General features: G+C 69.2%; 11 protein-coding genes and 1 pseudogene. 5 read left to right on the top strand and 7 right to left on the bottom strand.

Annotation, left to right across the window (positions count from 1 at the left end; translation table 11 throughout):
* Positions 1-505: pseudogene (locus LB823_RS20200) on the bottom strand (AAA family ATPase); the annotation flags it as partial.
* Positions 506-644: 139 nt separating this feature from the next.
* Here LB823_RS20200 and LB823_RS20195 point away from each other — a divergent pair.
* Positions 645-1475, top strand: coding sequence for an HAD family hydrolase (locus tag LB823_RS20195; RefSeq protein WP_374201360.1), 831 nt, complete (start codon positions 645-647; stop codon positions 1473-1475).
* A 459-nt stretch (positions 1476-1934) separates the two neighbouring features.
* Here LB823_RS20195 and LB823_RS20190 read toward each other — a convergent pair whose 3' ends face one another.
* From LB823_RS20190 to LB823_RS20170, 5 genes are read right to left on the bottom strand one after another with little or no spacing between them, the layout of a single operon-like run.
* The gene (locus LB823_RS20190; RefSeq protein WP_224650681.1) at positions 1935-2672 is read right to left on the bottom strand and encodes an oxidoreductase; all 738 of its coding nucleotides are present in this window, start codon (positions 2670-2672) and stop codon (positions 1935-1937) included.
* Positions 2673-2711: 39 nt separating this feature from the next.
* Positions 2712-4490, bottom strand: a complete 1779-nt coding sequence (locus tag LB823_RS20185; protein ID WP_224650679.1) for an ABC transporter ATP-binding protein — start codon at positions 4488-4490, stop codon at positions 2712-2714.
* A complete protein-coding gene (locus LB823_RS20180; RefSeq protein WP_224650677.1) occupies positions 4490-5440 on the bottom strand; it encodes an ABC transporter permease in 951 nt (316 codons plus the stop codon). The genes LB823_RS20185 and LB823_RS20180 overlap by 1 nt, the downstream gene beginning before the upstream one ends.
* Positions 5433-6359 (bottom strand): ABC transporter permease, encoded by a 927-nt coding sequence (locus LB823_RS20175; RefSeq protein WP_224650675.1) that lies wholly within the window; start codon positions 6357-6359, stop codon positions 5433-5435. Before LB823_RS20175 ends, LB823_RS20180 begins: the two co-directional genes overlap by 8 nt.
* Positions 6360-6363: 4 nt before the next feature.
* Entirely contained in the window at positions 6364-7989 is a 1626-nt protein-coding gene (locus LB823_RS20170) for an ABC transporter substrate-binding protein (protein ID WP_374201359.1), read from the bottom strand.
* Positions 7990-8219: 230 nt separating this feature from the next.
* On the opposite strand from LB823_RS20170, the gene acs reads away from it, so the two are divergent.
* The 4 genes from acs to LB823_RS20150 are packed head-to-tail and all read left to right on the top strand — an operon-like array spanning position 8220 to position 12838.
* Complete coding sequence (acs, locus tag LB823_RS20165; RefSeq protein WP_224650672.1) at positions 8220-10166, top strand: acetate--CoA ligase; 1947 nt, start codon at positions 8220-8222, stop codon at positions 10164-10166.
* 35 nt (positions 10167-10201) lie between these two features.
* Positions 10202-11062, top strand: a complete 861-nt coding sequence (locus LB823_RS20160; RefSeq protein WP_224650670.1) for an ABC-2 family transporter protein — start codon at positions 10202-10204, stop codon at positions 11060-11062.
* On the top strand, positions 11055-11882 hold the full coding sequence (locus LB823_RS20155; protein ID WP_224650668.1) for an ABC transporter permease: 828 nt from the start codon (positions 11055-11057) through the stop codon (positions 11880-11882). The genes LB823_RS20160 and LB823_RS20155 overlap by 8 nt, the downstream gene beginning before the upstream one ends.
* A complete protein-coding gene (locus LB823_RS20150; RefSeq protein ID WP_224650666.1) occupies positions 11879-12838 on the top strand; it encodes an ATP-binding cassette domain-containing protein in 960 nt (319 codons plus the stop codon). Before LB823_RS20155 ends, LB823_RS20150 begins: the two co-directional genes overlap by 4 nt.
* Here the strand turns inward: LB823_RS20150 and LB823_RS20145 are convergent.
* The gene (locus tag LB823_RS20145; protein ID WP_224650663.1) at positions 12811-13335 is read right to left on the bottom strand and encodes a nuclear transport factor 2 family protein; all 525 of its coding nucleotides are present in this window, start codon (positions 13333-13335) and stop codon (positions 12811-12813) included. The two genes, LB823_RS20150 and LB823_RS20145, sit on opposite strands and share 28 nt — an antisense overlap.
* Positions 13336-13358 lie beyond the last annotated feature (23 nt).

Here is a 13358-nt window from a genome sequence, read left to right as displayed (position 1 = left end):
GCAGGAGGTCCAGGCCGCCGCCCCACGGGTCCGCGTCGACGGCCAGGGCGGTGATCCCGCGGCCCGGGGCCGTCACCGCGACGGCGGCCGCCAGGACCGAGGCGCCGGCGCCGCCGTGCCCGCCGACGACGGCGACGACGCGGGAGCGCGCACCGTCGTCCTGCTCCCGGGCGGCGAGGAAGCGTGCCAGGTCACGCACCTGCCCGGGCAGCACGAAGACCTGCGCCGCCCCCACCTCGACGGCCGCCGCCAGTTCCGGCATCCCCGCCTCGACCGCGACCAGGGCGACGCCCTCCCGGCGCGGCAGACCGCCGGCGCGCGCGGCCTCCGCCATCGCCGTCGCGGCCGCGAGGTCCAGCACCAGCCCGGCGGCCGATGCCCAGCACGCGCGGGGCCTGCCCCGGTCGATGTCCGTGACCGACCGCGCGGCCGCCGCCGCGGCCCGCCGCACGTCGTCGGCCAGTGCCCCGTCCGCCACCGCCATCCCGATCTCGATCCCCCGCATGGGCACAGCGTCACCCCGGAGCCTGTCCGGTTCGCCCGATCCCGCCTCCACCTGTGGATGAACCTGTCCGATTCGGGAAAGTTGTGGAGGAATCCGGTCTCCGCTCTTGCGGGGTGCGCAGCGCCACCGCACCGGTAGGCTGATTCCCGTGAGCCCTACCGCGCCCGACGAGGCCCCGGTGCGCCGGGTCGCCGCCTTCTTCGACCTGGACAAGACGATCATCGCGAAATCGTCCGCGCTGGCCTTCTCGCGTCCCTTCTTCGACGAGGGGCTGCTCAACCGCCGTGCCGTGCTCAAGTCGAGCTACGCGCAGTTCCTGATGATGCTGACGGCGGCCGACCACGACCAGATGGAGCGCATGCGCGACCACCTCACGCAGATGTGCGAGGGCTGGAACGTGGAGCAGGTCACGTCCATCGTGCGCGAGGCCCTGCACGACGTCGTGAACCCGCTCGTCTTCGCCGAGGCCTCCGAGCTGATCGCCGGCCACCACGCCCGCGGGCACGACGTGGTCATCGTCTCGGCCTCCGGCGAGGAGATGGTGAGCCCCATCGCCGAGATGCTGGGCGCCGACTACTCCGTCGCGTCGAAGATGAAGGTCGAGGACGGCAAGTACGCGGGCGAGGTCGAGTTCTACTGCTACGGCGAGAACAAGGTCGTCGCGATGGAGGCGCTCGCGGCCGAGCACGGCTACGACCTCGAGCAGTGCTTCGCCTACTCGGACTCGATCACCGACGTTCCGATGCTCGCTGCAGTCGGGCATCCCACCGCAGTCAACCCCGATCGCGGCCTGCGCAAGGAGGCCGCGGAGCGCGGCTGGCCCGTGGTCTCCTTCTCGAACCCCACACCGTTGCGCGACCGGATACCCACACCGTCGCGGAATTCGGTCCTCGCGAGCGCCGGCCTCGGCGTGGTGGCCGCGGGAGCTGGCGTCGCGACTTACCTTGTGCTGCACCGCAAGAAGCACTGATACCGATCAGTAGCAACTGATCCGAGATTTTTCCGCCCTACCTCTTGATGTGATGGCGCTCACAGGGTAGAAAGGAGTCACGGAGCGGCGCAAAGCTAAATCCTCACCGGAAGAGAAGGTCGGGGATTCCTGAGCGTCAAGGCTCCCAGCACGGACACCAGGCACCCACGCGGAGCTCGCCACCTATGGCGGAAAGCGCTGTGAGCCTGCGTCGCCGGGGAATCAGTGGTCAGCACAAGATCCGCGGATAGTGGATCTCTCCACCGGTAGACGCCGAGGCCGTAATACAGCCCACCCTCACGCACGCTTGGTAACCGGGATCCGTGCTAGCGAACGGCGATTCGGACCCGTTCTGAGGAAAGCACCTTGAGTGCCCCTTCCTCAGCTCAGGCCGGGTCGCCGTTGCGCATGTCCGGGTCCGTTCGACCGAATACCGGACCGCCGCAGCGGATTTCCCTGTCAGCGCTCCGCGAGCGCCAACGCCTCCCTACCGCCGGCCTCCAGTGCCTGACAGCACAGCACCACCCAGGCCACCACGCCGTCGGGGTCGCCCATCCCGAACGCGTCCGCGGCGTCGGCGTAGCTGGGCGCGAACTTCAACCACGTGGTCTCGGGAATGCCGAGCGCGTGCGGGTCGAGACCCGACGCCACCGTCACCAGCCGCGACGCGGCGCGGGCGACAGTCCCGTCGGCCACCTCGAAGGGCCGGAGCGAGAGCAGTTCCCCGTGCACGATCGCGGCCACCACCGGCGCGGGCGCCTCCGTGCCGCCGGTCACGAGCTGCGCCAGCAGTCCGAGTCGCTCCCCCGCGCCGGCGCGCGGCCGGCCGAGCCGGGAGTCGTCGCCGTCGACGAGGTCCGCCGCCGCGAGCGTGTGCAGCCTCGCGAGCACCTGCAGCGGCGCGCGCCGCCACACCCCGACCGAGGCGTCCAGCAGGTCGCCGTCGATCGCCTGATAGGCGCGCATCGCCCCGGCGAGCACCGGATCATTGATCAGCTCGTCCCGGCTCAGCGCGACGGCCGCACCGTCGAGGGCGGCCGAGGCGCGGGCGCCTCGGAGCGACGACTCCGTCGCGGTGGCCCGCCACTCCCGGCGGTTCGCGGGATGACGGTGCACCGTGGCGAGCGCCTCCCGGGCGGCGGCTGCCGCCTCCGCGACGGCGGGGACGGCGACGAGCGGGCTCAGCGGGTCGTTCACACGACCCACCCTAGCCCGCTCGTCACCCGTCCCTGCGGGTCAGCCCGCCAGCTCGATCGAACCGCCGGGGATGGCGTCGATCAGCTTGCGGGTGTAATCCGACGACGGGTTGTCGTAGACCTGATCGGTCGGCCCCGCCTCCATCACCTTGCCGCCCGCCATCACCAGCGTCTGGTGCGCGATCTGCTTGACCACAGCCAGGTCGTGCGTGATGAACAGGTAGGTCAGCCCCAGCTCCTGCTGCAGCCCCTCGAGCAGGGTCAGGATCTGCGCCTGCACCAGCACGTCGAGCGCCGAGACCGCCTCGTCGAGCACGATCACCTCGGGGTTCAGTGCCAGCGCCCGCGCGATGGCCACGCGCTGCCGCTGCCCGCCCGACAGCTCGTTCGGGTAGCGGTGCATGGTGTCCGCAGGCAGCGCCACCATCTCGAGCAGTTCCTTCGCCCGCTCCAGCCGGGACGCCTTGTCGCCGATGCCGTGCACCACCAGCGGCTCCGTGATCGCCCGGTAGATCGAGTACATCGGATCCAGGGAGCCGTAGGGATTCTGGAATACGGGCTGCACCCGCCGCCGGAACGCCTTCGCCTCCGCGCCGCGGAGGGTGGTGACGTCCTTGCCGTCGAATTCGACGGTGCCGCTGGTCGGTTCGAGGAGGCCGAGCACCATGCGGGCCACCGTCGACTTGCCCGATCCGGACTCGCCCACCACAGCGGTGGTCGTGCCCCGGAGCATGGTGAAGCTGACGTCGTCGACCGCGCGGAACTCGCTGCTCTGGAACGGCAGCGAGCCGCGGATCGGGAAGTCCTTCACCAGGTTCGCGGCGACCACGACCTCCGCCGGACCAGTCGCGGCCGAGTCCTTCAACTCGCCCTTGACCGTCTCCAGCTCGACGCCCGACCCGCCCGCACCCGACTCCATGACGTCCGTCACCGCGGCGGCGACGGGCGGGATCTCGGCCCGGCGGGCCGAGAGCGACGGCGCCGCCGACACGAGCCGCTTGGTGTACTCGTGCTGCGGGTCCTGCAGGATCTCCAGCGCGGGACCGGATTCCACGACGCGCCCCTTGTACATCACGACGAGGTGGCTGGCGCGCTCGGCGGCCAGGCCCAGGTCGTGCGTGATCAGCAGCACCGCGGTGCCGAGATCGGAGGTGAGCGTGTCCAAGTGGTCCAGGATCTGGCGCTGCACCGTGACGTCGAGCGCGGACGTCGGCTCGTCGGCGATGAGCAGCTTCGGCCGGCAGGCCAGGCCGATCGCGATGAGCGCGCGCTGCTTCATGCCGCCCGAGAACTCGTGCGGGTACTGGTTCACCCGCTTGTCCGGATCCTTCATCCCGGCCTCGGCCAGCAGCGCGATCGCCCGCTTCTTGGCGTCGCCCTCCTCGGCGTTGTTGGCCTTGAGGGTCTCGCGGACCTGGAAGCCCACGCGCCACAGCGGATTCAGGTTCGTGTTCGGGTCCTGCGGGACCAGTCCGATGCCGTTGCCGCGGATCTTCTGGAAGTCCTTCTCCGAGGCCTTGGACAGGTCCTGGCCGTCGAAGACGATCTGCCCGCTCGCCACCTTGCCGGTGCCCTGCAGCAGGCCCATCACGGCCGCGGCCGTGGTGGACTTGCCCGACCCGGACTCGCCGACGATCGCCACCGTCTGGCCCGGATAGACCGTGAGGTTGGCGCCCCGCACCGCGGGGACCGGCTTGCCCTGGACCTCGAATTCCACGACCAGGTCGCGGATCTCGAGCAGCGGCGACGGCGACTTGCCGATCGCCGAGGCGACCTTGTCCTTGACCTTGCTCAGGCCGTGCTTGCGTTCGTCGGACATCAGCGCTTCCTCGCCTTCGGATCGAGTGCGTCGCTCAGGACGTCACCGAGCATCATGAACGTGAGCACGGTGATCGCCAGTGCGGTCGCGGGGAAGAACAGGATCGGGGTGCCCTCGCGGAGGAGGGTCTGTCCGTCCGAGATGTCCATGCCCCAGGAGACCTCACTGGCCGGAAGCCCGATCCCCAGGTATGACAGCGTGGCCTCAGTGACGATGTAGATGCCCAGCGCCACGGTGGCGACGACGATGACCGGCCCGAGGCAGTTCGGGATCACGTGGGTGAACAGCGTCCGGACCTTGGAGGAGCCCAACGACTTCGAGGCGTCGATGAACTCCTCGTTGCGGATCGAGATCGCCGCCGACCGCGCGATGCGCGCGATCTGCGGCCAACTGAAGATCGCGAGCACCAGCACCACCGAGTAGACGGTGCGCGAGCTGACCATCTGCATGACCACGACGGCCGCCAGCATGAGCGGGACGCCGAAGAAGATGTCCGAGAGGCGGGCGATCAAGGAGTCCAACCAACCGCCGTAGAACCCCGCCGTGGCGCCCAGAATGCCGCCGACCACCACCACGGCGAGGGTGGTGAGTACGCCGACGAGCACCGACGCGCGAGCACCGTAGATGGTCCGCGCGTAGATGTCATAGCCCTGCAGATCCGTCCCGAACCAGTGCTCACCGCTGGGCGGAAGGAGCGATCGGTCGAGCGATGCCTCGTGCGGATCCCTTCCGAAGGCGAACACCGACGGGAACAGCACTACGAGCAGGATCAACGCGAGTAGCGCGACGCAGACCCAGAACAACGGCTTGACCTTCAGCTGCAACCACGCCGTCTTCCAGAAGCCAGCGGGCTCCACGTCCTTGGCGACGGCGTCGACCGCGCCGACCACGACGTCGTCGGCCGCGGCGACGAACCGTTCCTGTCCGGGGTAGGTGTGCTTGTCATGCATAGCGGATCCTCGGGTCGAGGGCGGCGTAGAGCAGGTCCACCACCACGTTGCAGATGAGGTAGATGACGATGAGCACCGTCACGAAGGAGACCACCGTGGTGGCCTCACCGCGGATGATCGCCTGGTAGATGGTGCCGCCCACGCCGGGGATGTTGAAGATGCCCTCCGTGACGAGCGCACCGCCCATGAGCGCGCCGATGTCGGCGCCCAGGAAGGTGACCACCGGGATCAGCGAGTTCCGGAGCACGTGCACCAGCACGACGCGCGAGCGCGGCAGCCCCTTGGCCGTCGCGGTCCGCACGTAGTCCGCGGTGAGGTTCTGCGAGACCTGCGAGCGGGTGAGCCGCACGACGTACGCGAACGACACCAAGCCGAGCACGATGCCCGGCAGCAGCAGGTGATAGAAGTCCAGGTTGCCGCCGACGGTGACCGGGAACCAGCCCAGCTTCACACCGAAGACGAACTGGGCGATGAAGCCCAGCACGAAGATCGGCACCGCGATGATGATCAGCGAGACGAACAGGATCGACGTGTCGAAGAGCTTGCCCTTCTTCAGGCCGGCGATCACACCGAAGAAGATGCCCAGGATCGTCTCGACCGCGAGCGCGATGAGCGCGAGGTTCACCGTGACCGGGAAGGCTCGCTTCATCACGTCCCACACCGGCTGTCCGGAGAAGGAGGTGCCGAAGTCGAGCGAGAAGACGCCCTTGATGTAGTACCAGTACTGCACGAGGAAGGGCTGGTCGAGGTGGTACTGCGCCCGCAGGCCCTCCACCACCTCGGGGGGCAGCGTGCGGTCACCGCCGAGGGCGGCGATCGGATCCGCGGGCACGAGGAAGACGAGCGCGTAGATGAGCAGCGTGGCGCCGAAGAACACGATCACCAACTGCCCGAGCCTGCTCAGGAGATATCTGGTCATGCCATCACTCCTTCGTGATGTTCGTGAAGTCGAAGCGGCCGTTCCAGGTGAGCTGTCCCTGAACGCCGTCGCCGACGCCGGCCGCGGCGTTGTAGTCCCAGAGCGGGACGACCGGCAGATCTGCCAGAAGGATCGACTGCGCCTCGTTGATCAGCCTGGTCGACTGCGCCGGATCCAGGGCCTGCTGGCCCTCTGCGATCTTCCGGTCGAACGCCGGATTGCTGTAGTCGCCGTCGTTCGAGCCACCACCGGTGACGTAGTTCGACTCGAGGAAGTTCAGCTGCGTCGGGTAGTCGCCCTGCCAGCCGTTGCGGCCGGCTGACTTCAGGGTGCGCTTCGTCAATTCGTCGCGGATCTGCTTGAAGGTGGCGTAGGGCTTGCCCTCGGCCTCGATCCCCAGCGTGTTCTTGATCTGGTTCGTCACCGCGTCGATCCACTGCTTGTGGTCACCGTCGGAGTTGTAAGCGATGGTGAACGCACCGGTCCACGGCTTGATCGCGTTCGCCTGCGCCCAACGCTGCTTCGCCAGTTCCGGGTTGTGCTTGACGGTCTCGTTGCCCGGGAGATCACCGCTCCACCCGGGGATCGAGCGAGCGGTGAACTCGAGCGCCGGGTTGCGGAACCCCTGGAAGACCACGTCGATGATCTGCTGGCGGTCGATCGACATCGAGATCGCCTGACGTCGCAAACGCCCCTCTTCGTCCGGACCGAAGTGCTCGAGGAACTCGGGAATCACGAACGACTGGGTCTGCGCGGTCGGCTTGGTGATCGCCTTCTTACCGAGCGTCTTCTTGAACGAGCGCAGCGCACTGTTCGGGATGGTGTCGAGCGCGTCGAGGTTGCCCGACGTCAGATCGGTGTACGCCGGATCGTACGACTCGTACATCACGAACGTGAGCCCGCCGTTCTTCGGCTTCGGCCCCTTGAAGCCCTCGTATCGGACCACGTCGAGCTGCACGTTGTGCCGCCACTGCTTGAGCTTGTACGGTCCGTTGCCCACCGGGTTCTGGCCGAACTTCTCCTTCCCCTCGGTGAAGAAGACGTCGGGCAGCGGCACGAACGGAGTGAAGCCGAGCGCCAGCTTGAAGTCGATGTTCGGAGCCGTGAGATCGATGGTGAAAGTGAAATCGTCGACCACCTTCAGCCCGCTCATCTCGGTCTTGGTGGACCCCTTCGAGGCCACTTCCTCGAAGCCGGCGATCGGGGCGTAGAAGCTCTGCTGCTTCTGCAGGTTGCCGATCGCCGCGCCGAAGTTCCACGCGCGCACATAGTTCTGCGCCTTCACGGGCGTACCGTCGGTGAACGTCCAGTCACGCTTCAGCTTGACCACGAAGTGTTTGTTATCCGTGGTCTCGACCGCTTCCGCGTTCGCCAGCTCGGGCGTCCCGTCCGCTTGATAGCTGTACAGCCCGGTGAACAGGGAGTCGACGACGCGACCTCCCATGTTCTCGTTGGTGTCCGATGGAACCAGACCGCTCTGGGGCTCGCCGCCGTTCACGCGCACGATCGCATCGGGCCCGACGGTGTTCTGCGACCGCGCGCCGTCCATGCTGCACCCGGACACCGCCAGGCTCGCGGCGACGGCGACGGCGAGGATCGCCCGCGTCGTCGACCACCGCTTACTTCGTATTCTCACAACTACCTCCGCCGGAGTTGGTCAGTTCAGTGCTCAGCACTTTAAGCGCCCCTCACTACTCTGTCCCGGCAATCCACGCCGTCGGGCCCGCTCGGGGCGAGTCCGGCCCGAACATCCTCGTCTCGGGGTATAAGTGAAGGGCAACCCCGTGCAACCCCGCTTCGGCGTGCCCCAGATTCGGGAAAGCTCTGTTCGGACCGCGGCGAGATCCCTACGATCAACCCATGACTGATTCCGCGACAGCCGCTTACCCGCCCTCCGCTGAATTCGCAGCTCAGGCCAACACGCAGGGCCGTGACCTGTACGACCGTGCCGAAGCGGACCGTCTGGGCTTCTGGGCGGAGCAGGCGAACCGGCTGCACTGGGACACCCCGTTCGGCGAGGTCCTGGACTGGAGCGGCGCCCCCTTCGCCAAGTGGTTCGTGGGCGGCAGGCTCAACGTCGCGTACAACTGCGTCGACCGCCACGTCGAGGCGGGCAACGGCGATCGCGTCGCGATCCACTGGATCGGCGAGCCCGGCGACAGCCGCGACCTCACCTACAACGACCTCAAGGACGAGGTCAGCCGCGCGGCCAACTACCTGAGCTCGATCGGCCTGCAGGCGGGCGACCGGGTCGCGATCTACATGCCGATGGTGCCCGAGGCCATCGTCGCCATGCTCGCGTGCGCGCGCCTGGGCCTGACGCACTCCGTGGTCTTCGGCGGCTTCTCCGCCGCGGCCCTGCGCTCGCGCGTCGACGACGCCGAGGCGAAGGTCGTCATCACCACCGACGGCCAGTTCCGCCGCGGCAAGCCCGCGCCGCTCAAGGCCAACGTCGACGAGGCGCTCGACATGGACATCGACGGCGCGACTGCCACGTCCGTCGAGAAGGTGATCGTCGTCCAGCGCTGCAAGAACGACATCGACTGGCACGACCGCGATGTGTGGTGGCACGAGTCGGTGGGCGCGGCATCGTCGGACCACACCCCCGAGGCCTTCGACGCCGAGCACCCCCTGTTCCTGCTGTACACGTCGGGCACCACGGGCAAGCCGAAGGGCATCGTGCACAGCTCGGGCGGCTACCTCACACAGGCGGCGTACACGCACTACTACCTCTTCGACCTCAAGCCGGAGAAGGACGTGTACTGGTGCACGGCCGACATCGGCTGGGTCACCGGGCACACCTACATCGTCTACGGGCCGCTGGCCAACGGCGCCACGCAGATCGTCTACGAGGGCACGCCGAACTCGCCGAACGAGCACCGCCACTTCGAGGTCATCGAGAAGTACGGCGTCTCGATCTACTACATCGCGCCCACGCTGGTGCGCACGTTCATGAAGTGGGGCCGCGAGATCCCCGACGCGCACGACCTGAGCTCGATCCGCGTGCTCGGCTCGGTGGGCGAGCCGATCAACCCCGAGGCATGGCGCTGGTACCGCGACGTCATCGGCGCCGGCACGGCCCCGATCGTCGACACCTGGTGGCAGACGGAGACCGGCGCCGCGATGGTCGCGCCGCTCCCCGGCACCACCACGCTCAAGCCCGGCTCGGCGATGGAGCCCGTGCCCGGCATCAGCGCCAACATCGTCGACGACGACGGGAACACCCTGCCCCGCGGCGAATCCGGCCTGCTCGTGCTCGACGAGCCGTGGCCGGCCATGCTGCGCGGCATCTGGGGCGATCCGGAGCGCTTCGTGGACACCTACTGGTCGCGCTACGCCGATCAGGGCTGGTACTTCGCGGGCGACGGCGCGCGGTACGACGAGGACGGCGCCCTCTGGGTGCTGGGCCGCGTCGACGACGTCATGAACATCTCCGGTCACCGCATCTCGACCGCCGAGGTCGAGTCGGCGCTCGTCGGGCACCCCGCCGTGGCCGAGGCGGCCGTCGTGGGCGCCTCCGACGCGACGACGGGCCAGGCCATCGCCGCGTTCGTCATCCTGCGCCAGGGCGTCGACGACTCGGATCCCGACAAGCTGATCGCCGAGATGACGGCCCAGGTCTCCAAGGACATCTCGCCGATCGCCAAGCCGCGCGAGATCAACATCGTGCCCGAGCTGCCGAAGACCCGCTCCGGCAAGATCATGCGCCGCCTGCTCCGCGACGTGGCCGAGGGCCGCGAGCTGGGCGACACGTCGACGCTGGTCGATCCCAGCGTGTTCGAGAACATCCGCAAGCAAAAGGGCTAGCAGCCCACCGACGAGGGCGGTAACGTCCGGTAGCTGTGTCGTCGCCAACCGCGGCCGCAGTCCCCGGGCGTGCCGCCCTCCTCGCTGTCCGCACCGCCCTCCGGCCCTACGTCCGCCTGACGGTGGCCGGATTCCGCCAGCAGTCCACGTATCTCGGCGCGGCGGCCGCCGGCGTGTTCACCAACGCCGTCTTCGGCTTCGTCAAGATGGCGATCCTGCTCGCGACGCTCGCCGGCGCGGGCGGCGTCGCCGGCGGGTACACGCCGGAGCTCATGGTCAGCTACATCTTCCTGTCGCAGGGCATGCTCACGGCGATCGGTGCCTTCGGCGGCGACGGGTCCCTCGCCGAGCGGATCCGCTCGGGCGACATCGCCGTCGACTTCCTCCGTCCGCTCGATGTGCAGTTCGCCACGCTGGCGACGGTGCACGGCGGCGCGGTCTACTCCCTGATCCCGCGGGCCCTGCCCCTCGCGGCGATCGGCGCCGCGACCTCGATGATGGCGTGGGCGAGCGAGCCCGCCGCCTACCCGCTGGCCGCCGTCAGCGTCCTGCTGTCGATCGTCCTGGCGCAAGCGCTGCTCTACTGCGTGCAGATCCTCGGCTTCTGGGTCGTGGACACGCGCGGCATCCAGATGTTCTACGTCGTCGCGGGCACGTTCCTCATGGGCATGTTCGTGCCGGTGGGCCTGTTCCCCGGCTGGCTGGCCACGATCGCGGAGGTCACGCCCTTCGGGTGGATCCTCATGCCGCCGTGCGACATCCTCTCCGGCCGCATCGACGCCGCGGCGGGCCTGGCCGCCGTGGGGATCCAGGCGGGGTGGACGGTGGCCGTGCTCGCGGTCGGCGCGCTGCTCACGGCGGCGGGCCGCCGCCGGTTGGAGGTGCAGGGTGGCTGACACCGCTGCCGAGGCCCGGCCCGGTCCGCTCGCGCCGTACCGCGCGGTGCTGACCTCGCGCGTGCAGGCGCAGGTGAGCTACCGCGCCTCGCTCGCGATGGACCTGTTCGCCGCGCTGCTGCTCGGCCTCGTCGAGCTCGCGGAGGTGTGGCTGCTGTTCCACAATGCGAAGGTCATCGGCGGCCTCACCTTCTCCGCCGTGCTCCTGGTCTTCGCGCTCGCCGACCTCTCCTTCTGCGCCGCCGACATCCTCTTCGGGCACCTCGACAAGCTGCCCCGGTACGTACGGGCCGGGACCATCGACGTCTTCTACCTGCGCCCGCAACCGATCCTGCTGCAGCTCATGACCAGCGACATCCGCATCCACCGGCTCACCCGGCCGGCGGTCAGCCTGTTCGCGCTCGGCTACGCGCTCACGCACAACGCGATCGCCTGGGGCCCGGGCACCGTCGGCATGCTCATCATCGCGCTGGTCTGCGGCCCGATCATCTACTCGGCGGTCTTCGTGATCGCCGCCGGGCTCCAGTTCGTCCTCGTCAACGGCGCGGAGTTCACCAGCTCCTTCGTCTACGGCGGCCGCTACGCGGCCTCGCAGCCGGCGTCGGTGTGGCCGGGCGCGATCAAGGTGACCTTCGGCTTCGTCCTGCCGCTCGCCTTCACCGGCTACCTTCCGGCCCTGTACATCCTGGGCCTGCCCGGCGACGGGATCTTCCGGCCGGAACTCGCGTGGGCGCTACCGTTGGCCACCGCGTGGGTCGTGCTCCTGGCGGGCGCGACGTGGCGCTGGGGACTGCGGCACTACCGGGGAGCGGGCGGATGACCGAGCACATCATCGAGACGACCGGCCTGACGCGCACCTTCGTCAAGCGGGGCTGGAACGGCCGTACCAGGACGGTCACCACGGCCGTCGACCACCTCGACCTGCGGATCGCGCCGGGCGAATCCGTCGGCTACATCGGCGCGAACGGCGCCGGCAAGTCGACCACGATCAAGATGCTCATGGGCATCCTGGTGCCCACGTCGGGGACGGTGCGCACCGTCGGGCTCGATCCCCTGGCCCGGCGGCGCGACGTGGCCCGGCGGGTGGGCGTCGTCTTCGGGCAGCGCTCGCAGCTGTGGTGGGACCTGCCCACCGGCAGGTCGCTGGAGATCCTGGCCGCCGTGCACCGTCTCCCCGACACAGTGGCGAAGGAGCGTTCGGACCGGCTGATCGAGCAGCTGGAGCTGGGCGCCTACCTCGACCGGCCGGTGCGCCAGCTCAGCCTGGGCGAGCGGATGCGGGCGGAAGTCGCGGCGTCGCTGATGCATTCGCCGGAGCTGCTGATCCTCGACGAGCCCACCATCGGCCTCGACGTGCTCAGCAAGCAGCGGCTGCGCGAGTTCCTCATCGCCGAGCGCGCCGAGCGCGGCCTCACCCTGCTGCTCACCACGCACGACATGGGCGACGTGGAGCGGCTGTGCGAGCGGATCCTCGTCGTCGACCACGGGCGCACCGCGTTCGACGGCACGCTCGACGGCCTCGTCGGCACCGTCGGAGCGCCGCGCGTGCTGGTGCTCGACCTGGACCGGCCCACACCGGATCTCGAGGTCGACGGTGCGCGGCACCTCGCCAGTGAGGGCGGGGGCCTGCGCCAGCGGCTTGAGCTGAGCGCGCCGCTGCCCCAGGTGCTCGCGGCCGTCGCCGAGCGGGCGACGGTGCGCGACCTCACCGTCGACGAGCCCGACATCGAGGACGTGGTGCGGCGGCTCTACGAGCGCTCGCGCCCGAACACCTGAGCCCGCAGCACGTCCAGCGGATCGCCGCCGCCGCGCGCGGGCGGCGGACCGGCCTCGGGGACCCCGAGCGGCCCCGTGAGGTCCTTCTCCCACCGCGTCCAGTCGGTGACCGCCCACCGCTCGGCGATCGCCCACCGCCCGTCCCGCCGCTCGAACCGGTCGACGTACCGCAGGCCCAGGGTCAGGTAGGCCTGCAGCTCGGCGTCCGGCGCGGACCAGTGCGTTGCGGTGCAGTAGGTCTCGACCACCGCGACGTCGCCCGCGATCTCGGACAGGTGGTTGCCGATCTGGTGGTGCGTGCCGCCGAGCGACTCCAGCTGCCCGCGCACCCAGGGCACGTACTCCTCGACGGGGCCGTCGAAGCCGGTGTGGTGATCGACGGCGCCCGGGTGGTAGCAGGCGCGCACCGCCTCCGGGTCGAGGCGATCGATGCCGCGGCAGTACCGCAGCACCACGTCCTCGATCTCGCGCCGGGCCAGGAGTTCGTCGACCGTCATAGCGCCAGTGGACCACGGGGGCG

The organism is Tsukamurella sp. M9C (genome assembly GCF_020169415.1).
GTDB lineage: Bacteria > Actinomycetota > Actinomycetes > Mycobacteriales > Mycobacteriaceae > Tsukamurella.
This window is presented reverse-complemented; position numbering and strand designations above follow the sequence as displayed.